The following is a 24,215-nucleotide window of genomic DNA, read 5'->3' as shown; positions in this document are numbered from 1 at the left end:
GTTTAAATGGTAAATAAAAGGTCAATTCGGGTTTAGAATTAGTAACATTCGAAATGTTGGTCCGGACATCCATCCGGATCAGTTAACTGCGGACATTATCCGCTTAATGTTAAACTTCACTATTTCCTATATTGGATCCGGAAAAAATTTGTTGTCATTTAGGCCTGAACAAATGTTCTGTTCAGCAAAAAATAGTGTTTCAAATATTCCTAATTGAGGTTGCTGAATTAACGGTTTATATAATGGTTTTAATAAAGACGTTAAATATGGATTTCCATACTCAGTTTCGCAATTAAAACAATTGAAAGACAGTAAGCATATTATAGTTTGACATTAAAAATTACTGTTTTGGGGTCTAATCATATATTCTTGTTTATTTAGTATGACAGGCGCCATTCCAAATTAAAAATCATATTTTTTAATGCCAAAACTACATTCTTGCCAAACGGATGAATCGACCATATTTTCAATATTAACTACTTAACTCAAAATGGTTTAATCGATTATCCGATGATTTTTCTCAGTAAATTCATCATTGACAATAATTAGGGCGATTATTCCGGCCTTGCCGGAGTTACCCAAAGGGGAAGTTGGAAAAAATGGCTAATCTATATGCTTATCTGGCCGGAAACTGCCATTCCAAATTATGCAGATGAAGACAATTTCGCAGCAATTAACGACACCTGTTTCATCGACTCGCGGGGGCGGTAGCGCCGTTTAAATTCAACATTAATCTTGTATTAATGATTAAATTGTGAAACCTTTGATAATTGGCTTATAAATTTTAACCAACATTATCCTCTTAAGATGCGACTAATGAAATCGTTATTTTAAGCTCAGGTCCCCGCCGTCATCTACGGGGGGATCTGGCTTTTATTTACACTTATTTAACTGCTAACAAGGTTACCTTTTCAATTACCGGCGGCGCAGCGAGCAGCTCATCTGCATGGGCCATCAAAGCCTTGGGGATTTCTCCGCCCAGATGTGCATCGCGCCCAGCTTCATCGGCAAAAGTGTCGAATATGCCGAAGGTAGATGATCCGATCTGCAGTGCATACCAACGGATGGTTCCGGGTTCGGCTTCGGCCAATGGCAGGGCACTTTTGATAAAGTCGGCAACTTCTTGCTCTTTACCAGGTTTGGCCTCCAAGCGGGCCAGCAATGCTAATTTTTCCATTTTGTTTATATTTAAGTGGGATTGTTGGTGGCAAAAATTACCACCACCATCAATGCCCCACGAATGGTGCCACGTTTTAATTTTAACTACCAAATAATCAGATTATTAAAGATCCAAACGATAAAGTGCCATAGGGGGCTGAAAGGGTTTAAATTTTTAAGGGGAAGAAAAATTTAATTTCAGGCAACAGGCCCTGATGCAGATGGGGTGATCTGAAAGGCGGCCACATGTCTTGGAAAAATGGGCTCGAACTAAAAATCGGCCCGGTTTGCGCAACGATCTGAAAATCAGCTAAAAACAAAAATGCCCTTCACGATATCGTGAAGGGCATTGGCTCCCTCTGCTGGGCTCGAACCAGCGACCCTCTGATTAACAGTCAGATGCTCTAACCAGCTGAGCTAAGAAGGAATATTTATCCTGGTTTTTTTATTATCAATATCATAAAAAATCCCCACATTACTGTGAGGATTTTTGCTCCCTCTGCTGGGCTCGAACCAGCGACCCTCTGATTAACAGTCAGATGCTCTAACCAGCTGAGCTAAGAAGGAATCTGGTCATGCCCGAAACGATGTTATTTATACCTTGCGGCACATATACCCTTGTTCGTTTTGGGAATGCAATATTAGGGCTTTTAAATTATTTATGCAATATTTGCAGTGAAAAAATTTTAAAAAAAATAAACAAGATATATATGAGCTTGATAATCATAGGATCTGTAGCTTTTGATGCTATTGAAACACCATTCGGAAAAACGGATAAAATTGTGGGCGGTGCCGCAACTTACGCGAGTTTGGCTGCTTCCTACTTCTACGACAAAGCAAAAATCGTTGCTGTTGTGGGCGACGACTTCCAGAAAGCCGACATCGATACCTTTACCGAACATGGCATTGATACCGAAGGATTACAAATTAAAGCTGGTGAAAAATCATTTTTCTGGTCGGGGAAATACCATAACGACATGAACAGTCGTGATACCCTGATTACCGAACTGAATGTGCTGGAAAACTTCGATCCGATAATCCCGGAAAATTATCAGGATTGCGAATACCTCATGTTAGGTAATTTATCCCCGATTGTACAGCAAACGGTTATCAAACGTTTAAAAAATCGCCCGAAATTAATTGTAATGGACACCATGAACTTCTGGATGGACATTATGATGGATGATTTATTGGAAACGATTAAACTGGTGGATGTTTTAACGATTAATGACGCCGAAGCCCGTCAGTTATCCGGCGAGTATGCTTTAGTTAAAGCCGCAAAGAAAATCCTTGCAATGGGCCCTAAATACCTGATTATAAAAAAAGGCGAACATGGTGCATTGCTATTCCACGAAGATCAGATTTTTTCTGCTCCGGCATTGCCTTTAGCCGAAGTTTTCGATCCAACCGGTGCAGGTGATACTTTTGCCGGTGGCTTTATTGGCTATTTAGCTAAAGTGGGTACCGTAAACTTTAACAATATGAAAAATGCAATTATTTACGGTTCTGCCCTGGCCTCATTCTGTGTAGAGAAATTTGGTACGGAGAAACTATTAAACCTGACCGATGAAGAAGTTGCAGCGAGAATACAGGAATTCGTAAAACTAAGTGCCTTTACAATCGAAGTTTAAAAAGTTAAAGGTTAAAAGTCAAAAAGTTGAAAGTTTAAAGTTAACGGTTTACAAGACCTAACTTTTTAAACTTTCAACTTCATACTCAATACTTGATACTCGATACTTAATACTTGATACTCGATACTCGATACCCTAAACCTTCAGCTCACCCACCGGTTCAAACTTTTCAAAAACCGCCGATGTATGTGGTGCATCAGGCAATTCATCTGTCAAATCCTGCCCGGCCCAATGCTCGTAGTGCTTGCCGTTCCGCCACAACCGGCTATCGGTCATATCGTATATCAATCCTTTATAAGCCACCCAGATTTGCGGCTTATCCTGTCCGTTTCTTAAAGCAAGCTGTTGTTTGGTGTAAACCGGTAAATCCATTGGTAATTTATAATTATTTGAAGCGCAATGCCCCTGCAAAATTAGGTGTTTCTTCCCGTTTTCCGCTTTTACGCTTCGCATCATCGTTCCGTCTTTGCTGCGGGGTAGCACTTCAACCGGGGCTAAATGGCAAAAATTGTGTTTCATTTTTAGGGTTGGTATGGTGCAGAAACGCTGTTCCTAAACCTGATTGAAATGAAAAGCCCGTAAACGAGGTACGAGTGCGGACTTGTAATGAAAAGCAGGACTAAAAACCGCCAAGAACCAAAAACCTTTCGTTTCCAAAAAATTAAACCTCAGTTTTTAGGCTATTTGTTCTACTTTTAAAAAGCTCGTACAAATAAACATTCATCAGCAGCAATCCCATTAAATAAAAATGATCTTCAAAAGGTATCGTCCCCACCCTGAAACCCAGGTTTTGTTTATCGTTATACATTACAACAGGAATAGAGGTCAGAAATCCATTCACAATATAAAACGGAATTAAGGAAACCAGGTAAGCCCTGTAGAACTTATACATAAACCTGAATTTGACATTCACATACTCCACATAAGCCAGTACCACGAATAAAAACCCAAAATTGATTACGGTATACCATCGATTGTAGCCAAAAAACAAAATGGCGATACATAAGCCCAAAAACAGATTGCTCACAGAAAAACTGTATTTCTGTAAATTATCCTTCGGGAAGTAAGCATTCAGGCATTCATAGATAAAAATACAGGCGTAGGGAACCGTTAAAAAGAACAGTATTTCTTCAAGCGGCAACCCAAAAAACTGCACACCGATAATATAGCCGGGATTGAACGACCAGACATTTAGTTTTACAAAAAGCAAATCCCATATCAGAAATACCACTCCGGTGATAAAAATCGCTGGCAAAACAAATTTCCATTTACTAAAAAAATGCACCTTTTTATCGAAAGATAAAACTAAGGGAAAGAAAATAACCGCGATATTTATGAACAGGTAGATGTAATGCATTTTTTAGCTAAACTTTTTTAAAATCTTAATTTCTTCGGCGGTACAGCGTTTACTTTCTATCATAAACTTAGCTACATTTTTTATTAAATCCTTATCAGCCAAACCGAAATTACGATTTTGGTAATGTTTAACGATCTCCTGTCTGTCAACTGTTAAATCTTTACTTAAGCCTAAAAACCCTGGCGTGTAGTGTTCAATGGAAAAACGCATAAAACGGATTTCCATATTTTCTTTATCCATGTCGACAGCCTTTCCCATGGTTTTTAAAGAGGCCTTAACATATTTAATCTTATTATAAGGATTCCACGAATGCTTGGCTTTTAAGGCTTCTAAAGTACCGTTATATGCGGTAACTAATGCGGTTTTGTTAGGTAACCTGGTTAACTTATTACATAACGAATCCGTAAGTTTTGAATTTTCTACAGCCTTAACCAAATCTGTTTTCAAAATTGAAATCTCCTTTGGTGTTAACTGCCCTTTACAAATCTGGATTGAACCAAAAAGTAAAAGGAATAATAGTTTTTTTTTAATCATGTGTTATCGCAAAGGTAATAAAAGGGAATTGGTTTTATACCTTGCCAAGCACTGTCATTCTGAGCGCAGCGAAGAATCCCCAAACCAAACCATAGTCTGCAGATCTTAAATCAGTACGTTTTGGTTTCGATCTGTGCGCCACAGACCAAGGGAACGACGACCAAGAATAAGTACGTCTTTCCCGCGCAGGCGGGAATCTTAAAGCGAAATAAATTTCAACCGTAGTTAATAAGTCAAAAATCAGTACGTTTTGGTTTCGATCTGTGCGACACAGACCGGGGGAACTGGGAATTGGTTTTATACCTTGCCAAGCACTGTCATTCTGAGCGCAGCGAAGAATCCCCAAACCAAACCATAGTCTGCAGATCATAAATCAGTACGTTTTGGTTTCGATCTGTGAGCCACAGACCAAGGGAACGACGACCAAGAATAAGTCCGTCTTTCCCGCGCAGGCGAGAATCTTAAAGCTAAATAAATTTCAACCGTAGTTAATAAGTCGAAAATCAGTACGTTTTGGTTCGGTTTGTGCGCCACAGACCAAGGGAACGACGACCAAGAATAAGTCCGTCTTTCCCGCGCAGGCGGGAATCTTAAAGCGAAATAAATTTCAACCGTAGTTAATAAGTCAAAAATCAGTACGTTTTGGTTTCGATCTGTGCGCCACAGACCAAAGGAACGACGACCAAGAATAAGTCCGTCTTTCCCGCGCAGGCGGGAATCTTAAAGCTAAATAAATTTCAACCGTAGTTAATAAGTCGAAAATCAGTACGTTTTGGTTTCGGTCTGTGCGCCACAGACCGGGGGAACTGTGCTATATTATGAATTTGTATTGAAATTGACCGTCAAAAGACTATTAAACTTCAAACAAAATCGCTGAAAAATCACTTTCTTTACCTGATGGATAAAAAATCTAAAATCACGGTTATCGGAGCCGGTTTTGCAGGTTTAGCTGCGGCTGCGCTATTGGCCAAAGATGGTTTCGATGTTACTGTTCTTGAAAAAAATGAAATGGCGGGGGGAAGGGCAAGGATATGGAAAAAGGATGGTTTTACATTTGATATGGGACCAAGCTGGTACTGGATGCCCGGTGTATTTGAAAATTTTTATCAGCTTTTTGGAAAAACCGCTTCCGATTTTTATGAACTGAAAAGATTAAGTCCTTCCTATCGGATATTTTTTGGAGAAAAAGATATTTTAGATGTCCCTGCCACAACAGAAGCTTTATATCAGCTTTTTGAAGCATTAGAACCTGGCAGCCGTAAAAACCTGGATTCATTTTTAGCCCAGGCAAAATATAAATACGAGGTCGGCATGAATGAATATGTTTTTAAGCCGTCGCACAGCGTAATGGAATATTTCGATCCCAGACTAGCCGTTAGCGGAATAAAATTACAATTGCTTGGCAACATGCGGAAACATGTACACAAACTTTTTAAAAACGAAAAATTAAGAAAGTTGCTGGAATTTCCGGTCTTGTTTTTGGGCGCCACCCCACAAAATACACCGGCACTGTATAGTTTAATGAACTATGCCGACTTGATTTTAGGCACTTGGTATCCGATTGGAGGTATGCATAAAATTGTTTCTGCGATGCAAAGTATTGCTGAAACAGCCGGCGTAAAATTTATGTTTAACACGGAAGTGCAAAAAATTGTGGTTAACAAAAATGTAGCAGAAGAGGTAATTACAAACGCCGGAGCTTTCAAAGCTGATTTTATTGTCGGCAATGCCGATTACCACCACATTGAGCAACACCTTCTGGATAAAACTTACAGAAACTATGATGAGAAATACTGGAACAGCAGAACAATGGCACCGTCGTGCTTACTTTTTTACATCGGAATAAATAAAAAACTTAAAAACATTCAACACCATAATTTATTTTTCGACGAAAATTTCGATGAGCACGCGAAGGAAATTTATACGGATGCCAAATGGCCGTCAAAACCTTTATTCTACGCATGCTGTCCTTCGGTTACAGATTCTGGCATTGCACCAGCAGGCTGTGAAAACCTTTTCTTTTTGATTCCGCTTGCACCAGGTTTGAAAGACAGCGAAAGCAAAAGAGAAGAATATTTTAACTTATTGGTGAAACGCTTCAATAAACTGACGGGTAATGACATCAGTGATAGCATTCTATTTAAAAGAAGTTATGCAATGAACGACTTTGTTGAAGACTACCATGCTTTTAAAGGAAATGCCTATGGATTAGCAAACACTTTGAAACAGACGGCTTTCCTGAAACCAAGTATGAAAAGTAAAGTAACAAATCTTTTATATACCGGACAATTAACCGTTCCAGGCCCTGGGGTGCCTCCTGCAATCGTTTCGGGACAAGTGGTCGCAAAAGAAATAAAAAAAAAGTTAAAAAAAGCTTGACAAATTTAAAATTTCCCTTATCTTTATAACCACAAAACAAAAACACTACAATAAAACCAAAAAACGCATAATTGTTTGAGGTTTTAATTTGTTTCGAAATAAGAGAGAAGGCGAATTGTTGAAAGAAAAAATAAGAATCAACTAACCAAATATATGATGAGTGAAAAGGCCAGGAATTTTTCCAGGCCTTTTACTTTTCAATTAACCCCCATCCTGAAGTTATTTTTAGGTCAGTTTTGCAGTCAGGTTTACACCTGAACAATCAGTTCGCAATTTTCAGTTCGCAGAATTAATATAAAATCAAAATTCCGTGCTTCCTGTTCCCGCGGTAAAATAAATTTCCCGCTGATTTCGTAAAAGTCAGACTATTTGTAAACTAAAATCATTTTGATTCCGTGTCTTCCGTGCTTCCGTGGCAATTAAATGTACTGCTGGCAACGGTCTATTTTACCGGAAAATAAAAAAGGCCTGAATTTTTCAATTCAGACCTTTAGTTTTTCAATCGATGTGTCTTTATACCATTTCCGAAACGGCAGTATTTTTTGAATATGTTTTCAGGTATTTTTTAAGTATGCCCCTTGCAACATGGATGCGTGTTTTTACTGTTCCGATTGGAATATGCAGCATGTCTGCAATTTCGTGGTATTTGTAACCTTCAAAATAACGGATAAACGGAACATAATATTCTTCCGGCAATTGGCTCAATGCTTTATCAATATCACCCAATACAAATTTACCTTCCGCCTGGTTTTTAGTTGCGCTAAAAGAAAGGTTTGCTGAAGATATGTCTTCACTCTGTGTAATTAAAGTATTGGTTTTAACTAAGCGACGGTAGTTGTTAATAAAAGTATTTTTCATGATGGTAAATAACCATCCTTTTAAATTCGTGCCTTCTTTAAACTTGTTGTAATACGTAATCGCTTTCAACATGGTATCCTGAACAAGATCATTTGCATCTTCAGCATCTTTTGTAAAATTTAAAGCATATGATCTAAGCGATACGGAATGGTGGTTAACTAGATGGTTGAATTCAAATTTTGTCATGATGTTTAGCTTTAGGGTAAGAGTTAAAAAACAAATGAATTGTGTTCTATTCTGCTATAACATGAACAAACTTAGTACCAAAAAATTTTGGCACGGTGCCAAAGGCTTCAATCTCAATTCAGGCAAGCTTTCGTCACAGGATATTTACCTCACGTGCTAGAGTGACTCCAAAAGTAGACTTTACACTGTCTATAATTTGTTCAGAAAAATCATAAACTTCTTTTCCTGAGGCATTTCCATGGTTAACTAAAACCAAAGCCTGGTTTTTCCAGGTACCCGTATTTCCTTGAGTTTTTCCTTTCCAGCCACATTGTTCTATTAACCAACCTGCAGCCAGTTTAATTTTACCATCGGCCGTAGGATAATGAACCACATCGGGGTGCTTTGATACAATTTCTGCAAATTCGTACTTTTCAATAACCGGATTTTTAAAAAAACTTCCGGCATTACCGATGGTAGATGGGTCGGGTAATTTGCTTACACGAATGTGTGAAACCGCAGCAGAAACATCGGCCAGGCCAGGATTTTCTATTCCCCTTTTTTGCAATTCAGCTTCGATTGCGCCGTATGAGGTGTTTAGCGCCGCTTCTGTTTTCAAATTGAAAGTTACAGAAGTGATAATATACCCGCCTTTTAATTCATTTTTAAATATGCTTTCACGATAACCGAAATGGCAATCTGCATGAAGAAAAGTTTTGATTGCACCGATTTTAATTTCAAAGGCCGTACAACTGTCGAAAACGTCTTTTAATTCTACACCGTAAGCACCAATATTCTGAATCGGAGATGCGCCGACTGTACCGGGAATTAAACTCAGGTTTTCTACACCTGCGAAACGGTTTTCCACACAGTAATTTACAAAATCATTCCAAATCACCCCTGCTCCGGCGGTAACTTTTACAATATTGCCTTCAACTTTAGCCTCAATGCCCTTGATGCTCATTTTTAGAACCAGGCCGTCATAATCCTGCGTAAACAGAATATTGCTCCCACCGCCAATGATTAAAAGTTTTTGAGATTTTACCAGCTCATTTTCAAATAACATTTTTAAATCGGACTCGGCAAATATTTCTGCAAAAAACGATGCTTTTAAATCAATGCCAAAAGTATTATAAGGTTTAAGCGAAATATTCTGTTGAATTTGAAGCATGCTGATTTATATTGTGTGCAAAAGTAAGCATAAAGTGACTATTTCCCATATATGGAAATTCCTGGAATTATAGTAATTACAACATTATTATAATTTATTTATATATAATTTAAATCGAATTGCACCTGAACTAAATCGGAGTTTAACCGGAGAACCATCGGAGTTATTGATAGTTATTCAGATTAAATTACCAAAATCCTTATTTAATTAACTGATTTTAATTAAATTTAATTATCTAAATAACATTATTATGGCACGTTTAAAAAATGGAGCCCTTGGTGGCTTCTCAGGCAAAGTTGGCTCTGTTGTAGGGTATTGCTTAAGAAATAAAGATTTTATAAAAGGGCTACCTAAACCATCATCAAAACCACCTACATTAAAACAACTCGCCAGCCGAGCCCGGTTCAAGTTCTTTAACGAGTGGCGAAATCCACTGACTGATTTCTTTGCAGTGTCGTTTAAAAATCAAACAGCAACACACTCGGCACAAAACGCTGCGCACCATTATAATAAAGACATAATTACAGGCGAATATCCAAACTATGAAATCAACTACGAAAAAATTGTTATCAGTAGTGGGGATTTACCATTTGTAACTGATTTGAAGATGGAAATGACCGAACCCGGGAATTTAATCTTTAGCTGGGAACCAAATTTTACAGGTAGTGCCAAAGCAACCGACCTTTTAGCCATTTTAATCTGTTATATTGGAAACAATACACAGCTGGCAGGTACCTTAAACGGAACAGAAAGGGGAGCAGGATATTATAACTTTCAGCTAGCGGATACATCACCCGGAACAACTGTTTCGGTTTATGCAACTTTCTTATCAAACGATAGAAACCGGGCCAGTGATAGCGTATATATGGGTAAAATAAATTTTTAAGGTGTTCTAGTGTATAAGCTGATAATTATTTTATTAAATTACATATTTCTGTTAGTTAATGCTTTTGGTTCCTAAAAAATATACTTCAAATCAATCAATAACTTTCTTCCTCACGAACAACAATCCGAAAGCCTTTCCATCCTTTTTGCCCATGTTTTTATGGTGAATCTTATGCGCTTTCCGAACGGCATTTAAATACGTGTTATTGCTTTTAAAAGTTTTAAACCGGCGATGGACAAACCAATCGTGGATAATAAAATAAATAAGCCCGTACAAAGTTATGCCAAGCCCCGCAAAAAACTTAACGCCAAAATTTTTACTGTCAATGTACATCAGATAGAGGGAAATACCTGCAAACAGGAAGGCAAATAAATCGTTCCATTCAAAAAATGATTTCGATTTCTGGTGGTGGCTTTTATGCATAAACCATAGCGGACCATGAAATAAATGTTTATGAATGAACCAGGATAAACATTCCATTAAAATAATTGTAATGAATACGACCGATATATTTATTAAGACCTGCACATTTTTAAATTTTGATTCGTAAAGATATATAAACCAATAAGAAACACATTGAATGTCATTAAAATGTAACGTTATATGATTTTTTTAATCGATTAATTAGCAATTAGATTTTTAGCATTATTTTTGACTAAAATATTAAAAAAGTCAGAAAGTAGAAAAGTAAAATGATTATTGCCGATAAAAAGAGAGAACAGATTATTGATGGTGCTATAAAACGCTTTATTCATTTTGGAATCAGCAAAACAACAATGAATGATATTGCGGAAGATCTTTCAGTGTCCAAGCCTTCCCTTTATTATTATTTTCCTGATAAAAAACACCTTATTTTAGGTGTAATAGAGCGCGTTTTTAATGACTTTTTTGAGCTTTTGAAAAAGAAATATAACCCTGATCAGACTTTAGAAGACATTCTTTTTAACACAATTGATGTCAGAAATACATTTTTTCAGAAATATTACAGATTAAGAATTACAGAAGGTATTCCTGATTTATTAAATGATGATTTTATTAAGGGGAAATTGCATGTACTAAAATCTGCTGAAAAAGTATTTTTCTCAGATATTTTTGAACAAGCAAAAGTAAAAGGTGAAATTCATCACGAAGATATGTCTCATATTGCAGAACTATACTTAGAAAGTTTAATTGGCCTTTGCACCATGTGTATTATCGAGACTGGTAAAGACTTATTTCCCGATAAAAAAGCATTAAATAAAATGACGCTAAAACAGAAAAGCCTCACTTCAATATTTATAAAAGGATTAAAGTGTTAAAAAGACTAAAGCGGAAAGACTAAGTTAGAAAAACAAAGAAAACCTAGTACAGCAAGCAACTTATCTTGATACTTGATACTAAGTACTTGATACTAAATTACAGAACCCAAAAACAAAAAACAATACATTATGCTTAGAGTAAAACTGGTAAAATTAATGCTCATCCTGATTACCGGCATGACTTTACCTCAATTGGCAGCTGCACAACAACAGCTAACCCTTAAAGATGCCATAACCTTTGCACTTCAAAACAATGCCAGGGTGCGTAAGGCGAAACTGGATATTGAAGGCGGAAGGTATAAAGTTCAGGAAGTGCGGGCGCAGGCTCTACCACAATTAACAGGAACAGCCGGATTAACCTATAACCCGATTATCGGACAACTGGTTGCTAATTTTGGTGGTCAGACACAGGCCATTAAATTAGGCCAGAACTGGAATTCGTCTGCAGGCGTTCAGCTTTCGCAGCAATTGTTTAATCAACAGGTTTTTACCGGTTTACAGGCAGCAAGATCCAGCGAGGAGTATTATAATCTGACTTCGCAATTAACTGAAGAACAGATTATAGAATTAGTTGCCAACAATTATTACCAGGTTTTGGTTAACAGACAGCAACTAAATGTAATCGACACCAACATTAAGAATGTTAAAGTAGTAGAGAAAATTGTAGGTAATCAATACAAAAATGGCTTAGCCCGGAAAATTGATGTCGACAGGATTAATGTAAACTTAACGAATTTGAATACGCAGCGCGATCAGGTAATTAATGCAATTACTCAGTTGGAAAACCAATTGAAATTCTCGATGGGCATGCCTGTTTCTAACCCGATTTCTTTGCCGGCAACTGAATTAACAGAAGTGACCGTATTGCCGCAATTTGCAGATTCGGTTGACCTTGCAAACAGAACAGAAGTTAAAATTTTAAATACACAGGATAAACTGCTTTCGCTACAGAAGAAAGCTTATATCGCTGAATATTATCCTTCACTTGCTTTAACAGGTAATTATACTTATTCCAGCCAGAGTGATGGTTTTGACTTTTTAAGTTCGAATGCCGCTGCGATAGGCTATGGTGCATCGGCTGTTGGTTTAACATTGAGGGTTCCGATTTTTAATGGCTTTTTAACCCGTTCAAAGGTTCGCCAGGCCAATGTTGATATTTTGAAAGCGAAAGAAGACAGAAAGGAATCGACCAACTCTTTAAATCTGGCTTACGAAAATGCCAAAATTCAATTGCGTAATAACCTGAACACCATAAATGCACAGCGCAAAAATGCGGATTTAGCACAGGAAATATATAAAAGCACACAAAATAACTATAACAATGGCTTAGCATCGTTAACGGATTTACTGGAAACAGAAAACTCCTTAACAGAAGCCCAAAACAGCTATACGCAAGCTTTATTAAATTATAAAATAGCTGAAATACAATTAATAAAATCAAACGGAAATATTAAATCGCTAGTACAATAGAAATGAAAAGAATAATTACCATAATTATCGTAGTTGTTGTTGCCCTTGGTGCAATAGCGTATGTTTTAAGCAACAATAAAAAGAAAAACGAAGAGAAAACTGCTTTCATTGCTAAAGGTGGTGGTGCTGTTGCTGTTCGTGTTGCTACAGTAGAGAAAAAAGTTGTGGATTTGGATTTTGTTGCAAACGGCAATTTCATTCCTAAACAAGAATTGAATTTCTTATCAGAAAATGCAGGCCGTGTTAAAGCTATTTATGTTGACGAGGGTTCACGTGTTAGTAAAGGACAGATTTTAGCCCGTGTTGATGCGGAAATTATCAATACGGATAGAGAAACCGCCGAGGCAACTTATCAAAATGCATTAAAAGACCAGGCCAGGTATCAGAGTTCTTTTGAAACAGGTGGCGTAACACAGCAGCAACTCGATCAGGCTAAATTGTCTACACAAAACGCAAAATTACGTTTACAGGCTTCTCAGAGAAGGGTTAGTGATGCGAATATTAAGTCGCCAATTAACGGTATCGTAAACAAAAGATACATCGAAGTGGGTGCTTTTGTAACTGCTCAAGGCACTCAATTATTTGAATTGGTTGATGTATCAAAATTAAAGCTTAAAGTAAACGTAAACGAATCGCAGGTTGCAAGTTTAAAAATTGGTGATAACATCGATATTAAATCGTCGGTTTTTCCTAATGAGAAATTTTCCGGAAAAATAACGTTTATTGCGGCTAAAGCGGATGCAACTTTAAACTTCCCAATCGAAATTGAAGTGAGCAACAACACTAAAAACAGTTTAAAAGCAGGTATGTACGGGACAGCCATTTTTAACTTCCCAAAACAGGCTCCAAGCATTCTGATTCCGCGTACTTCATTTGTGGGTAGTGTAAGCAGCAACCAGGTTTTTATGCTGGATAAATCAAACAATACTTCAAAAATACGCAATGTGGTTACCGGTCGTATTTTAGGAGATAATGTGGAAATATTAGATGGCTTAAAAGAAGGCGAAACCGTTATTACCAGCGGGCAAATTAACCTGGCTAACGGTACGGCTGTTAGCGTTGTTAAATAAAGTTCAGAGAGATTTATTGGCTTTAAAACCGCGATGCGCCAATCGCAAAACGCAATACTAATAAAGAAATGAAAATAACAGATATATCTATAAAAAGGCCTTCGCTGGTAATTGTAGTTTTTACTGCACTTACTTTACTTGGGCTATTAAGTTACTTTTCGCTGGGTTATGAATTACTTCCAAAATTCACAAACAACGTCGTATCCATTTCCACGATTTATCCTGGCGCATCGCCGGCGGAGGTAGAGAATACGGTAACTAAAAAAATTGAGGATGCCGTATCGTCGATGGAAAACATCAAGAAAATAAACTCCGTCTCATTTGAGAGTTTATCTACGGTAACCATTACCTTAACAGATAAGGCAAACATCGATATTTCATTAAATGATGCACAACGTAAGGTAAATGCAATTCTTGCCGATTTACCGGAAGATGTTAAAACACCATCGTTAAGTAAGTTCTCGCTGGATGATTTACCGGTTATCACCATGACGGCCTCAGCTAATATGGATGATGTTACCTTTTACGACTTAATTGATAAACGTATTGCCCCTGTTGTATCAAGGGTTAGCGGTATTGCGCAGGTGAATCTGATAGGTGGTTCTGAACGTGAAATTCAGGTTTCGCTTGATGCGGATAAACTTCAGGGTTATAACCTTGCGGTGCCTCAGGTACAGCAAATGATTTTGAGTTCTAACCTGGATTTCCCTACCGGAAGTGTAAAGACGCTAAACCAGGATGTATTAATCCGTTTATCAGGTAAATACAAAAATATTGACGAGTTGAGAAACCTGGTTTTAACCACTTCGAAAGATGGTGCTCAGGTTCGTTTAGGTGACGTTGCCGATGTTCAGGATGCACAGAAAGAAACTGAAAAATTAGCACGTATTAATCGCCAGGCATCAATCGCCATTCAAATTATTAAACAGAGTGATGCAAATGCTGTAGAAGTAAGTAAAGGTGTTCATGCCATTATCGATAAACTTAACAATGAGTATAAAGGCAACAAGCTGGAACTTAAAATTGTTAACGACAGTTCAATTTTTACTTTGGAATCTGCTGATGCGGTAATTCATGATTTAATTCTTGCGGTTATCCTTGTGGCATTTGTGATGCTTTTTTTCCTGCACAGCTTACGGAACGCATTAATTGTAATGGTATCCATACCGGCATCATTGATTGCAACTTTTATTGGCATCAGTTTATTCGGGTTCACGCTAAACCTGATGTCGTTACTAGGTTTATCACTCGTAGTTGGTATCCTCGTAGATGATGCCATTGTGGTACTGGAGAACATCCAGCGACATATGGAAATGGGTAAAAACAAAGTCAGGGCCGCATCTGATGCAACCCGCGAAATTGGTTTTACCGTTGTATCCATCACCTTTGTAATCGTTGTGGTATTCTTCCCGATCGCGGTAAGTACAGGCTTGGTGTCAAATATCCTGCGCCAGTTCTGCGTGGTGGTAATTATTGCAACATTACTTTCGCTATTGGCTTCCTTCACCATTGTTCCGTTATTGTTCTCGAGGTTTGGTAAGTTAGAACACATCGAAGGTAAAAACATGTTTGGTCGTTTTATCCTTTGGTTCGAAAAACAATTAAAAAAATTCACTTTGTGGATTACCAGTATACTGAACTGGTCACTAGGCCATAAAAGGTGGACCATCCTGATTGTAATCACGATGTTTGCAGGTGCAATGTACTTAGCAATTGGTGGCTTTATCGGGTCTGAATTTTTCCCTAAATCAGATAAAGGCGAATTCCTAGTCCAATTGGAATTACCAAAAGATGCATCTTTGGAACAAACCAATTTCTTAACTCAAAGGGCTGAAGCCTTTTTAACTAAACAGCCTGAAATTACACAGTTGATTACAACTGTCGGCCAATCGACCGGAGATTTTGGAGGTACACAAGCAACTGCATATAAATCGGAAATCAATGTAAAATTGGTTGACCGCGATAAGCGTGAGGGTGTTTCATCTGACGTTTTTGCAACGAAAATGAGTCGTGCCCTGGCTAAAGAACTTGTTGGGGCAAAAGTAAAAACTGTTCCGATTAGTATTTTAGGTATCGCAGAAAATGCACCGATTCAGTTAGTTGTTATGGGTGCTGATTTAGATAGTGCCTTGAAATATGCGGAAGGTGCTCAAAAATTATTGGCGACCATTTCGGGTGCTACTGAAATTAAACTATCTGTAGAAAAAGGAACACCGGAGATTAACGTTCAGGTTGACCGGGATAAAATGGCTGCCGTAGGCTTAACCTTATCTACTGTAGGTTCTACCATGCAAACTGCATTTGCCGGAAATACCGATGGTAAATACAGAAAGGGTGAGTATGAATATGATATTAATATTCAATACCAAACTTTTAACAGGAAGAATATTGATGATGTCCGTAACCTGATTTTCATTAACAGCGCAGGGGCGCCGATTAAGTTATCTCAATTTGCAACCATTACTGAAGGTTCAGGTCCGAGCCAGCTGGAACGCCTGAATAAATCGACATCCGTATCGGTTAAAGCGCAATCAATTGGCAGACCAACCGGTACCGTAGTTGCTGAGTTCATGGAGAAACTGAAAGAATACCAGGATAACGGAAAGTTAAAAGCACCTGTAGGTGTGAGTTATGTATGGGCGGGCGACCAGGAAAACCAGTCGGAAGGTTTCGGAACTTTAGGTATTGCGCTATTGGCGGCTATCATTTTGGTTTACCTGATCATGGTTGCTTTGTACGATAGTTTTATCTATCCGCTCGTTGTAATGTTCTCTTTACCATTGGCACTTATCGGTGCATTTCTTGCACTTGCATTAACCAATAACTCAATCGGTATATTTACGATTTTAGGTTTAATTATGTTAATGGGATTGGTTGCGAAAAATGCGATTATCTTGGTCGATTTCACCAACCACTTAAAAGCAGAAGGCAAGAGCACCAAAGAAGCATTGATTTTAGCGAACCATGCGCGTTTAAGGCCGATTTTAATGACAACCATTGCGATGATATTCGGTATGCTTCCAATTGCACTGGCAAGTGGCGCAGGTGCAGAGTGGAAAAATGGTTTGGCATGGGTTATTGTCGGCGGACTTACAAGTTCATTATTCTTAACGTTAATTTTTGTACCTGTAGTTTATTTAATTTTCGATATCATGTTGGATAAATTAGGCTTCAATAAAAAAGGAAAAACGATTGATGAACTATTGGAAGAACCATATGATCATAAAGATGTTTTGGAATACGATGTAGACCAGGCACATTAAACATAAATCATATTAACAATAAATAAGGCTGTCTTCCAAAAAGGCAGCCTTATTTGTTTTTTTACCCATCCATACCAATTAAACAAAGCAAAATAATAAGAATAAAGGCTTACAGGCCAAACAAATAGTAGCTAAATCTTGTATATTAGGTTATGTTTAAGATTATCCCTCAAATAATTCTGGCACTCATCGCTTTCGTTGGTTATGCTCAGCATCCTCCGGTTTTTGATGCGATGAAAACGGATTCCTCTTTTATTAAAATTTACGATTTAAATATCAACCTGGTTAAATACAGCTATAAGCCAAATGGCATTCGGTTTCTGGTTGTACACGACAATGAGGATACAGGGGTTAAGGCAGGCTTTGATTACATCCGCTGGGGTGGCGGAGAAATTATTGATAGTCAGTATGGTGGTGTTCGCGATTATAATTTCACTTATATGGATGATGTTTACCGGATCGACCCAAATGCAATTTACACCGAAAGGGGTATTAATACCAGGTTAAAAAAAGACGAATTCAGTTCAACTGAAGTTGAAAAAGCTTTAAATGCCGCCGGAAAACAAATTATTGATTTTTACGACCCAAAATCTTTAGGTTACATTTTAACCTTACACAACAATGGCGATGGTGGTTTCGGCATTTCTTCCTATCTGCCTGGCTATGATTTATCGAGCGCAGCAGATTCAGTTTATATTAATTTTGAAATGGACGGGGATGATATGCTTTATGTAACGGATTTAAAACTTTTTAATAGCCTGAAAAAAGCAAATGTTAATGTAATGCTTCAATCTAAATTTGTTGAAAATGACGGGTCGTTATCTGTTTATGCGATGCAGAATAATATTCCCTATATAAATGTCGAGGTACAACACGGACACCAGGAAGAAAATTTAAGATTAATAGAGCTTGCGGTTGCGGTCCTGAAGGAACATGGATTGATCAGAAAAGAAACAGAAGTAGCACAACAAAATAGTGTAAGTAAAACTTCAAATCAGTAAAATAAGGTATAAGTACTTTAGATTTGAAACCCTCTAGCGCCCATTTTTAACGAGTGCATAATAGACATGCGACTTAGTCGCTTATAATACAAAATACCGGATACCTAGGCAATCGCCTTAACCCGCTTGCGCTCGTTTTTAACGAGTGCATAATAAACCTGCGACTTAGTCGCTTTTAATACAAAATACCGGATACCTAGGCAATCGCCTTAATTTTAGTAACCAGAAAGCTTACAAAAAGCCCGAAACAACCAATTACGGCATAAGAATATTGTAAACTTGATAATGCGGAAATATAACCGATTAAAGGCGGCCCCATTAAAAAGCCAAGGTAACTCACACTCGATACCATTGCGATTGCCATGCCTGGTGCAATTTTACCATTTTTGCCTGCAACACTATAAACCGTTGGCACAATACTCGAAACGCCCAGGCCAACCATCATAAAGCCTATTGTTGCCGTAATAACAAACGGAAAAAATACAGAAATAAACATACCGGTTGAAATAATGATGCCGCTGAACATAATGGTACGCTTACGTCCAAGTTTAGCAATAATGGCGTCGCCAACAAAACGTCCGCCGGCCATCATAACCATAAAAGATGCATAACCCAGAATAACCAATGAGGACGGGGCTTTCACAATTTCCTTAAAGTAAACACCGCTCCAATCAAACATTGCACCTTCGGTAGCCATGCTGCAAAAACCTATAATACCCAGTTGCAACAATACGCCTTCTGGCTTCACGAAAAGTTTTGGTTTTCTTTCTGTTTGAGCACCTTTACCGGGCACCAGGTGTTTATAGTTGAAGAACACATTTATCCAAATCAGGCCGGTAATTATCCAGAAATGATAATATGGAATAATATGAAGGTTAACCATCAGCAAACCAACCAGTGCGCCGGAAAAACCGGCAATACTCCAGGCACCATGAAATGAGGTCATGATTGGTTTTATAAATAATTTTTCAGCTTCAACACCTTGGGTGTTTACGGCAATGTTGCACATGTTCCCTATAACACCGAACAGGAAGAGAAAGAGCGCTAAATGCCATGGGGCTGTTGCTAAGCCTAAATTACCTAATGCCAAAACATACAATGGAGCGGTAACGGTAAGGATTTTTTTACTTCCATATTTTGTAACCAGCCGACCGGAAACAGGCATTGTACACAACTGACCTAAAGGAAGTGCCAGTAAAATACTTCCCAGCGCACCATCTGATAAATTCAAGCTGTGTTTAATATCGGGAATACGGCTTGCCCATGAGGCAAATGCAATGCCCTGCCCGAAGTAAAACAGTGATACAGCTAAACGAATTCTGTTTGGAGAACTTTGTACAACAGGTTTATTTATTGCTTGATTTGATATTTCCTGATTTGCGTTAAACTCTTCCAAAATGTGATATTAAATATGAACGGAATTGGTTTTGCAAAGGTCTCTAAATCTATTGGAAATAGAAAGAGCTAAATATCATTTATAAATAAATTATTGAACTTATTTTATTCAGGTCTTTTCGATATGATAACTATCCGTATGACGAGTTATCGTTCCGTCATCTCGATCCGATAGCTATCGGATAACGATCCGGAGGGTTTTGCATGAGGGATAGCAGTGGAAATCCTTTTTTGCTTTTTCAGCAAAAAAGATTGTAACGTATAGCCCGACCCTTGCGCAGCTTGGGGCATGCCCAAAAAATTTTAATAAAAAAGCCGATAATTTCTTATCAGCTTAATATTCTGGGTGGCTTGCGCGGACACAAACCGGGGATCAAAATGAATTAAATATGTATTGCCCTGTTATCAGTTGCTGCCAGTGCAGCTTCTTTTAAGGCTTCAGTATAGGTTGGATGCGCGTGGCAGGTACGTGCAATATCTTCTGCAGATGCACGGAATTCCATTGCGATAACAGCTTCAGCAATCATATCTGCCGCCCGAGGACCAATCATATGTACACCTAAAACTTCATCTGTAGCCGCATCAGCCAATACTTTAATGAAACCGTCGGTATCCATACTTGCTTTAGCACGTCCACTCGCTTTGAATGGGAATGAACCTGCCTTGTATTTTGTACCTTTTTCTTTCAGTTGTTCTTCTGTTAAACCAACAGAAGCCACCTCTGGCCAGGTATAAACAACCCCCGGAATTAAATTATAATTGATATGTGGTTTCTGGCCTGCAATCGTCTCCGCAACATAAGTTCCCTCATCTTCAGCTTTATGAGCCAGCATGGCGCCGGTAATTACATCACCGATGGCATAAACACCCTTTACCGAAGTTTCTAAATGTTCATTTACCGGGATTTTTTTACCTCTTTCTTCAATCGTAATTCCGATTTTATCCAGGCCTAAACCTTCCGTGTAAGCGGTTCTGCCAACAGCAACGATGCAATAATCCGCATCGAGGTTTAGGGCTTCACCTTTTGCATTTTCAGCAGTAACCGTAACGGTTTTACCTTTGTTTGTTGCGCCGGTAACCTTATGGTTCATGTAAAACTCCATGCCTAAATTTTTCTTTAATACACGCTGAAGTTCTTTACCCAAACTGGCATCCATTGTTGCGATGATGGATGGTAAAAACTCGATTACTGAAACTTTTGTGCCCAAACGTGCATAAACCGAACCTAATTCCAAACCGATAACGCCCCCGCCAATTACAACCATGGTTTTCGGTACTTCTTTAATATTTAAAGCTTCAGTTGAGGTAATGATGCGTTTTTTATCAATTGGTAAGAATGGCAATGCAGTAGGTTTGGAACCTGTAGCAATAATTACATTTTGAGCGGTTAACGTTTCAGTAGAACCATCGGCTTTAGTAATTAAAACGGTGTTTTTATCGACAAAAGAACCAACCCCTTCGTAAGAATCAATTTTATTTTTTTTGAATAAATAAGTGATTCCTGCAGTATTTTGAGCAACAACATCGTCTTTACGGGCGATCATTTGCGGCATATTTACTTTAAGGTTCTTTAAATCGATACCGTGAGTGGTAAAAGTATGTGCTGCATTATGGAAATGCTCTGAAGAATCCAGCAAAGCTTTCGACGGGATACAACCAACATTTAAGCAAGTACCGCCAAAAGTTTTATATTTTTCTATAACCGCAGTTTTTAACCCTAACTGAGCACAACGGATTGCGCCTACATAACCGCCCGGACCTGAACCGATAACAACGACATCGTATTGCATAATTTCTTTAAAATTTGTTGGCCAAAGGTAAATAAAAAGGCGGAAAGCGGAAAGCCAAAAGCTTAAAGCAAAGACATGATGCAGTAAAATTTCAGCTTTCTGAAACTAATTAAGAACTGTAAACGCGGTGTTACCAACTGAAACTGGAAACTGTCGCTTGAAAACTGATTTAAGGCATTACCTCGAACAAAAATATTTGCCCTTTTTCATTTTTAGCAAAGTTATCATCTACAATAAAAATTAAGGTATTATGTCCATTGGGTAATTTCGGACCAAATGTTACACCTTCAAAATTATCGATGTGTCTATTCAAAAGATCGAAATCAAAAAGTAATTTCTTTTTTAAAGGTTTTGGAGGGGTTTTCACAAATGATGCATTTTCTAGTTCATTTTCGGCATCGTTTAAATCAACAAGATAAAGTTTTATAAAAGTATGGTCATCATGTCCTTTTGCCCAGGCCCGTTCCATAACTAAAAGGGTATGACGGTTTATAGCTAGTATTTCTGAAATGCCATTTAAATTCCAATCGCTTTCAACGGTTGGATTTACCGGCAAATCACCCAGATTATACGCATATTGTGCTGTATTTTTTTTTGTTTTTACATCAAATTTTAGAATACGGGTTAGGGCTTTGTCATAGCCAAAAGCCGCTTCTCTCCCATCCTGATAAAGTGGTTCCTCTAGACTTGCATATAAAGTTTTATAATCATCGGCGTAAGTTAAACCTTCAAAAAGGGCGTTTTTACGCGGCCCGTTTTCTCCTTTTGTAAAATGAAAACCTTTTGGTAAAGGAAGGGTATCTATAAATTTTCCTTCCCGGGAAAGGAAAGTCAGCGCCGGCTGAATGATAACGGAATCGCCATTTTTAAATAAACGTTCGCCCTCATTGCTCCAGATTAACTGCTGCTTTTTGGGATTATACCTAACCGATTCCCCATCAGCTTTTAAATTTTTAACGGTACCATATTTTGGATATTGCTGTCCGTTTTCCTGTAAAATTGGCAGGATACCAGTTAACTTAACTGTATCGATCTTATTATCTTTGACTTCAATTTTTGCTGTATAAATCCTGGCCGGACTAAACTGTGAGGGATCATCGCTAATTAAGAAATATTGATTGTTTTTTGCATCATAATCAATTCCTGATAAACCGCCGACCAATGTATTTTGAAAATTAGCATTGTGCGGCAAAATATATTCATCCAAAAACTTGATGGATGAAACTGATGTTTCTGCTTGCTTTGATATATCTCGTGTTGAAGAACAGGAAGCCAACAGTAAAATAAAAGATAAACAGACAAAAGAAATTTTATGCGATACTTTTTTCAAATCAAACTAATTTATAGGTAAAAGTATTTAAAATGTTGATGGAATTTAGTGAAAGAACCGTTAAATAAATATTAATCTTGCTTTCCTTCATCTCCATCCGATAGTTATCGGATGGAGCGCAGTGGAATGGAGAGATTTATTTAAACAGATTTCTCGGCTGCGCTCGAAATGACGACTTTTCGTCCCCATCATCTCCATCCGATAGTTATCGGATGGAGCGCAACGAATAAATGCCTGCTACATTTACAGTGGGCTTCATATCTGTTATTGATTTTATTTATACTTATTATTTTCCCGCAGATACTGCTGATTTACGCAGAGCGCGTCTAAATCTGCGGGTATCTGTAAAACCTGCGGACTATTTTAGCAAAGTAATGCTAAAGATTATTCTAGTATGAAAACCAAAAAACCGCTTCAACATTAAATTGAAACGGTTTGAAATTATAATTAATACTTATTAAAAAAGCTTTCCGATAACACGGTAAGTTGTCGTGTTTCCGCTTATTACTTCTTCGTAATAAACATCATCAGGGGAAACAAAATATTTCTCATTTTTAATGGTTACTTCCCGGCATCCTTCTGGCAATACGTTAATGATGTCGCCTATCTGGTGGGTATCTACCGGGCCATCCGTTGTATTTAATACACCATCTTTACCGGCAACGATATAAACTGTTTTACCATCTTTATCAGTACCCTGAGTATAATAAACACCCTTGTATTCATAATAATCTACGCCATCGATGGTTACTAAATTCGCATCGGATGGTAAATTCGGAACTTCTGCACCAACCGGCGGCACCACAACCTGGTAATTGTTTTCGTACTGGCGGTAAAATAATCCGCCTGAATAATAATATTGATCAGGGCCATAATAAAACGGGTAATACCCAAAAGGCAGAACATTTAAACGGAAACCGATAAAGGGCCTGTAATAATTATAGTAGCCATAATAAGCTCTTCCTCTAAAACCGGGGCGATAACCATAGCCCGGACGATAACCGTAGCCAGGTCTTACGCCTGCTCCCGGCCTGTAACCCGAACCAAGGCGATAACCCGGGCGTTCAGGTCGGCCACCATAAGATGGACTATAACTTCCCCTGTTAGGTGCCTGGGCAATTCTGTTACCAGAAGGTGCCTGCATTGAAGGTTGTCTCGAACCACCGCCTCTTGACGGCGCTACGGAACTCGAACGACCACCGCCACCCATGCTACCTCCCCCACCGCCACCTCGGCTCGGCCGTTGAGCAGAAACACTTTCCACGCTTAAGGTTGCCACCATCGCTGCTGCAGCGAAAACAACCAATCCTTTATTTATTAACTTCCTCATTTTTATTGTGTTTAAGCAATTATCTATAAGACGGTAAAAACACATAAAAGATTATCGCTTAACTAAATTTAACTAAATTCTGATAATGCAATGACGATCCAAAATTTTGCTTCTTAACAAACGTTTTAC

General features: G+C 38.1%; 19 protein-coding genes and 2 tRNA genes. 8 read left to right on the top strand and 13 right to left on the bottom strand.

Annotated features, from left to right (window positions below; translation table 11 throughout):
- Positions 1-883: 883 nt before the first annotated feature.
- The 3 genes from O0931_RS17350 to O0931_RS17340 all read right to left on the bottom strand — a co-directional run bounded on the left by O0931_RS17350 (position 884) and on the right by O0931_RS17340 (position 1,725).
- Positions 884-1,177: a putative quinol monooxygenase gene (locus tag O0931_RS17350; protein ID WP_269416745.1), complete on the bottom strand. Its 294-nt coding sequence runs from the start codon at positions 1,175-1,177 to the stop codon at positions 884-886.
- Positions 1,178-1,508: 331 nt separating this feature from the next.
- Positions 1,509-1,585 (bottom strand) — tRNA-Asn (locus O0931_RS17345).
- A 66-nt stretch (positions 1,586-1,651) separates the two neighbouring features.
- Positions 1,652-1,725, bottom strand: a tRNA-Asn gene (locus O0931_RS17340).
- A gap of 143 nt (positions 1,726-1,868) precedes the next feature.
- On the opposite strand from O0931_RS17340, the gene O0931_RS17335 reads away from it, so the two are divergent.
- A complete protein-coding gene (locus O0931_RS17335; RefSeq protein ID WP_269416744.1) occupies positions 1,869-2,789 on the top strand; it encodes a PfkB family carbohydrate kinase in 921 nt (306 codons plus the stop codon).
- Positions 2,790-2,924: 135 nt separating this feature from the next.
- On the opposite strand, the gene O0931_RS17330 is transcribed toward O0931_RS17335, so the two are convergent.
- The 3 genes from O0931_RS17330 to O0931_RS17320 all read right to left on the bottom strand — a co-directional run bounded on the left by O0931_RS17330 (position 2,925) and on the right by O0931_RS17320 (position 4,680).
- A complete protein-coding gene (locus O0931_RS17330; protein ID WP_269416922.1) occupies positions 2,925-3,161 on the bottom strand; it encodes a cytochrome b5 domain-containing protein in 237 nt (78 codons plus the stop codon).
- Between the two features lie 289 nt (positions 3,162-3,450).
- A complete protein-coding gene (locus O0931_RS17325) occupies positions 3,451-4,146 on the bottom strand; it encodes a lycopene cyclase domain-containing protein (protein WP_269416743.1) in 696 nt (231 codons plus the stop codon).
- Between the two features lie 3 nt (positions 4,147-4,149).
- Positions 4,150-4,680 carry a hypothetical protein gene (locus tag O0931_RS17320; RefSeq protein WP_269416742.1) on the bottom strand — a complete coding sequence of 177 codons (531 nt, stop codon included), beginning with the start codon at positions 4,678-4,680 and terminating at the stop codon, positions 4,150-4,152.
- An 897-nt stretch (positions 4,681-5,577) separates the two neighbouring features.
- On the opposite strand from O0931_RS17320, the gene O0931_RS17315 reads away from it, so the two are divergent.
- Entirely contained in the window at positions 5,578-7,059 is a 1,482-nt protein-coding gene (locus tag O0931_RS17315; protein ID WP_269416741.1) for a phytoene desaturase family protein, read from the top strand.
- 513 nt (positions 7,060-7,572) lie between these two features.
- On the opposite strand, the gene O0931_RS17310 is transcribed toward O0931_RS17315, so the two are convergent.
- The gene (locus O0931_RS17310; protein WP_269416740.1) at positions 7,573-8,103 is read right to left on the bottom strand and encodes an RNA polymerase sigma factor; all 531 of its coding nucleotides are present in this window, start codon (positions 8,101-8,103) and stop codon (positions 7,573-7,575) included.
- 133 nt (positions 8,104-8,236) lie between these two features.
- Positions 8,237-9,253, bottom strand: a complete 1,017-nt coding sequence (gene murB, locus O0931_RS17305) for a UDP-N-acetylmuramate dehydrogenase (RefSeq protein WP_269416739.1) — start codon at positions 9,251-9,253, stop codon at positions 8,237-8,239.
- A 250-nt stretch (positions 9,254-9,503) separates the two neighbouring features.
- On the opposite strand from murB, the gene O0931_RS17300 reads away from it, so the two are divergent.
- The gene (locus tag O0931_RS17300) at positions 9,504-10,139 is read left to right on the top strand and encodes a DUF6266 family protein (RefSeq protein WP_269416738.1); all 636 of its coding nucleotides are present in this window, start codon (positions 9,504-9,506) and stop codon (positions 10,137-10,139) included.
- A gap of 90 nt (positions 10,140-10,229) precedes the next feature.
- On the opposite strand, the gene O0931_RS17295 is transcribed toward O0931_RS17300, so the two are convergent.
- On the bottom strand, positions 10,230-10,667 hold the full coding sequence (locus O0931_RS17295; protein WP_331283633.1) for a sterol desaturase family protein: 438 nt from the start codon (positions 10,665-10,667) through the stop codon (positions 10,230-10,232).
- Positions 10,668-10,831: 164 nt separating this feature from the next.
- Between O0931_RS17295 and O0931_RS17290 the strand changes: the two genes are divergently transcribed.
- The 5 genes from O0931_RS17290 to O0931_RS17270 all read left to right on the top strand — a co-directional run bounded on the left by O0931_RS17290 (position 10,832) and on the right by O0931_RS17270 (position 18,241).
- Complete coding sequence (locus O0931_RS17290; protein WP_269416736.1) at positions 10,832-11,437, top strand: TetR/AcrR family transcriptional regulator; 606 nt, start codon at positions 10,832-10,834, stop codon at positions 11,435-11,437.
- Between the two features lie 129 nt (positions 11,438-11,566).
- On the top strand, positions 11,567-12,907 hold the full coding sequence (locus O0931_RS17285) for a TolC family protein (protein WP_269416735.1): 1,341 nt from the start codon (positions 11,567-11,569) through the stop codon (positions 12,905-12,907).
- A 2-nt stretch (positions 12,908-12,909) separates the two neighbouring features.
- Complete coding sequence (locus O0931_RS17280) at positions 12,910-13,977, top strand: efflux RND transporter periplasmic adaptor subunit (RefSeq protein ID WP_269416734.1); 1,068 nt, start codon at positions 12,910-12,912, stop codon at positions 13,975-13,977.
- Between the two features lie 68 nt (positions 13,978-14,045).
- Positions 14,046-17,240 (top strand): efflux RND transporter permease subunit, encoded by a 3,195-nt coding sequence (locus tag O0931_RS17275; RefSeq protein ID WP_269416733.1) that lies wholly within the window; start codon positions 14,046-14,048, stop codon positions 17,238-17,240.
- Positions 17,241-17,392: 152 nt separating this feature from the next.
- Positions 17,393-18,241, top strand: coding sequence for a hypothetical protein (locus tag O0931_RS17270; RefSeq protein WP_269416732.1), 849 nt, complete (start codon positions 17,393-17,395; stop codon positions 18,239-18,241).
- A 196-nt stretch (positions 18,242-18,437) separates the two neighbouring features.
- On the opposite strand, the gene O0931_RS17265 is transcribed toward O0931_RS17270, so the two are convergent.
- The 4 genes from O0931_RS17265 to O0931_RS17250 all read right to left on the bottom strand — a co-directional run bounded on the left by O0931_RS17265 (position 18,438) and on the right by O0931_RS17250 (position 24,086).
- Positions 18,438-19,637 (bottom strand): MFS transporter, encoded by a 1,200-nt coding sequence (locus O0931_RS17265; protein ID WP_269416731.1) that lies wholly within the window; start codon positions 19,635-19,637, stop codon positions 18,438-18,440.
- Positions 19,638-20,019: 382 nt separating this feature from the next.
- On the bottom strand, positions 20,020-21,426 hold the full coding sequence (lpdA, locus tag O0931_RS17260; protein ID WP_269416730.1) for a dihydrolipoyl dehydrogenase: 1,407 nt from the start codon (positions 21,424-21,426) through the stop codon (positions 20,020-20,022).
- 169 nt (positions 21,427-21,595) lie between these two features.
- On the bottom strand, positions 21,596-22,756 hold the full coding sequence (locus O0931_RS17255) for an esterase-like activity of phytase family protein (protein WP_269416729.1): 1,161 nt from the start codon (positions 22,754-22,756) through the stop codon (positions 21,596-21,598).
- A gap of 457 nt (positions 22,757-23,213) precedes the next feature.
- Positions 23,214-24,086 (bottom strand): DUF6515 family protein, encoded by an 873-nt coding sequence (locus O0931_RS17250; protein WP_269416728.1) that lies wholly within the window; start codon positions 24,084-24,086, stop codon positions 23,214-23,216.
- Positions 24,087-24,215 lie beyond the last annotated feature (129 nt).

The sequence above is a fragment of the Pedobacter rhodius genome, assembly GCF_027213645.1.
Classification (GTDB): Bacteria; Bacteroidota; Bacteroidia; order Sphingobacteriales; family Sphingobacteriaceae; genus Pedobacter; species Pedobacter rhodius.
Note: the sequence above shows the minus strand (reverse complement) of the source record. Positions and strands in the feature narration are given on the sequence as shown.

Coding starts and splice junctions, on each gene's coding strand:
- O0931_RS17350 (WP_269416745.1), bottom strand. CDS start 1,177: ATGGAAAAATTAGCATTGCTGGCCCGCTTGGAGGCCAAACCTGGTAAA.
- O0931_RS17335 (WP_269416744.1), top strand. CDS start 1,869: ATGAGCTTGATAATCATAGGATCTGTAGCTTTTGATGCTATTGAAACA.
- O0931_RS17330 (WP_269416922.1), bottom strand. CDS start 3,161: ATGGATTTACCGGTTTACACCAAACAACAGCTTGCTTTAAGAAACGGA.
- O0931_RS17325 (WP_269416743.1), bottom strand. CDS start 4,146: ATGCATTACATCTACCTGTTCATAAATATCGCGGTTATTTTCTTTCCC.
- O0931_RS17320 (WP_269416742.1), bottom strand. CDS start 4,680: ATGATTAAAAAAAAACTATTATTCCTTTTACTTTTTGGTTCAATCCAG.
- O0931_RS17315 (WP_269416741.1), top strand. CDS start 5,578: ATGGATAAAAAATCTAAAATCACGGTTATCGGAGCCGGTTTTGCAGGT.
- O0931_RS17310 (WP_269416740.1), bottom strand. CDS start 8,103: ATGACAAAATTTGAATTCAACCATCTAGTTAACCACCATTCCGTATCG.
- murB (WP_269416739.1), bottom strand. CDS start 9,253: ATGCTTCAAATTCAACAGAATATTTCGCTTAAACCTTATAATACTTTT.
- O0931_RS17300 (WP_269416738.1), top strand. CDS start 9,504: ATGGCACGTTTAAAAAATGGAGCCCTTGGTGGCTTCTCAGGCAAAGTT.
- O0931_RS17290 (WP_269416736.1), top strand. CDS start 10,832: ATGATTATTGCCGATAAAAAGAGAGAACAGATTATTGATGGTGCTATA.
- O0931_RS17285 (WP_269416735.1), top strand. CDS start 11,567: ATGCTTAGAGTAAAACTGGTAAAATTAATGCTCATCCTGATTACCGGC.
- O0931_RS17280 (WP_269416734.1), top strand. CDS start 12,910: ATGAAAAGAATAATTACCATAATTATCGTAGTTGTTGTTGCCCTTGGT.
- O0931_RS17275 (WP_269416733.1), top strand. CDS start 14,046: ATGAAAATAACAGATATATCTATAAAAAGGCCTTCGCTGGTAATTGTA.
- O0931_RS17270 (WP_269416732.1), top strand. CDS start 17,393: ATGTTTAAGATTATCCCTCAAATAATTCTGGCACTCATCGCTTTCGTT.
- lpdA (WP_269416730.1), bottom strand. CDS start 21,426: ATGCAATACGATGTCGTTGTTATCGGTTCAGGTCCGGGCGGTTATGTA.
- O0931_RS17250 (WP_269416728.1), bottom strand. CDS start 24,086: ATGAGGAAGTTAATAAATAAAGGATTGGTTGTTTTCGCTGCAGCAGCG.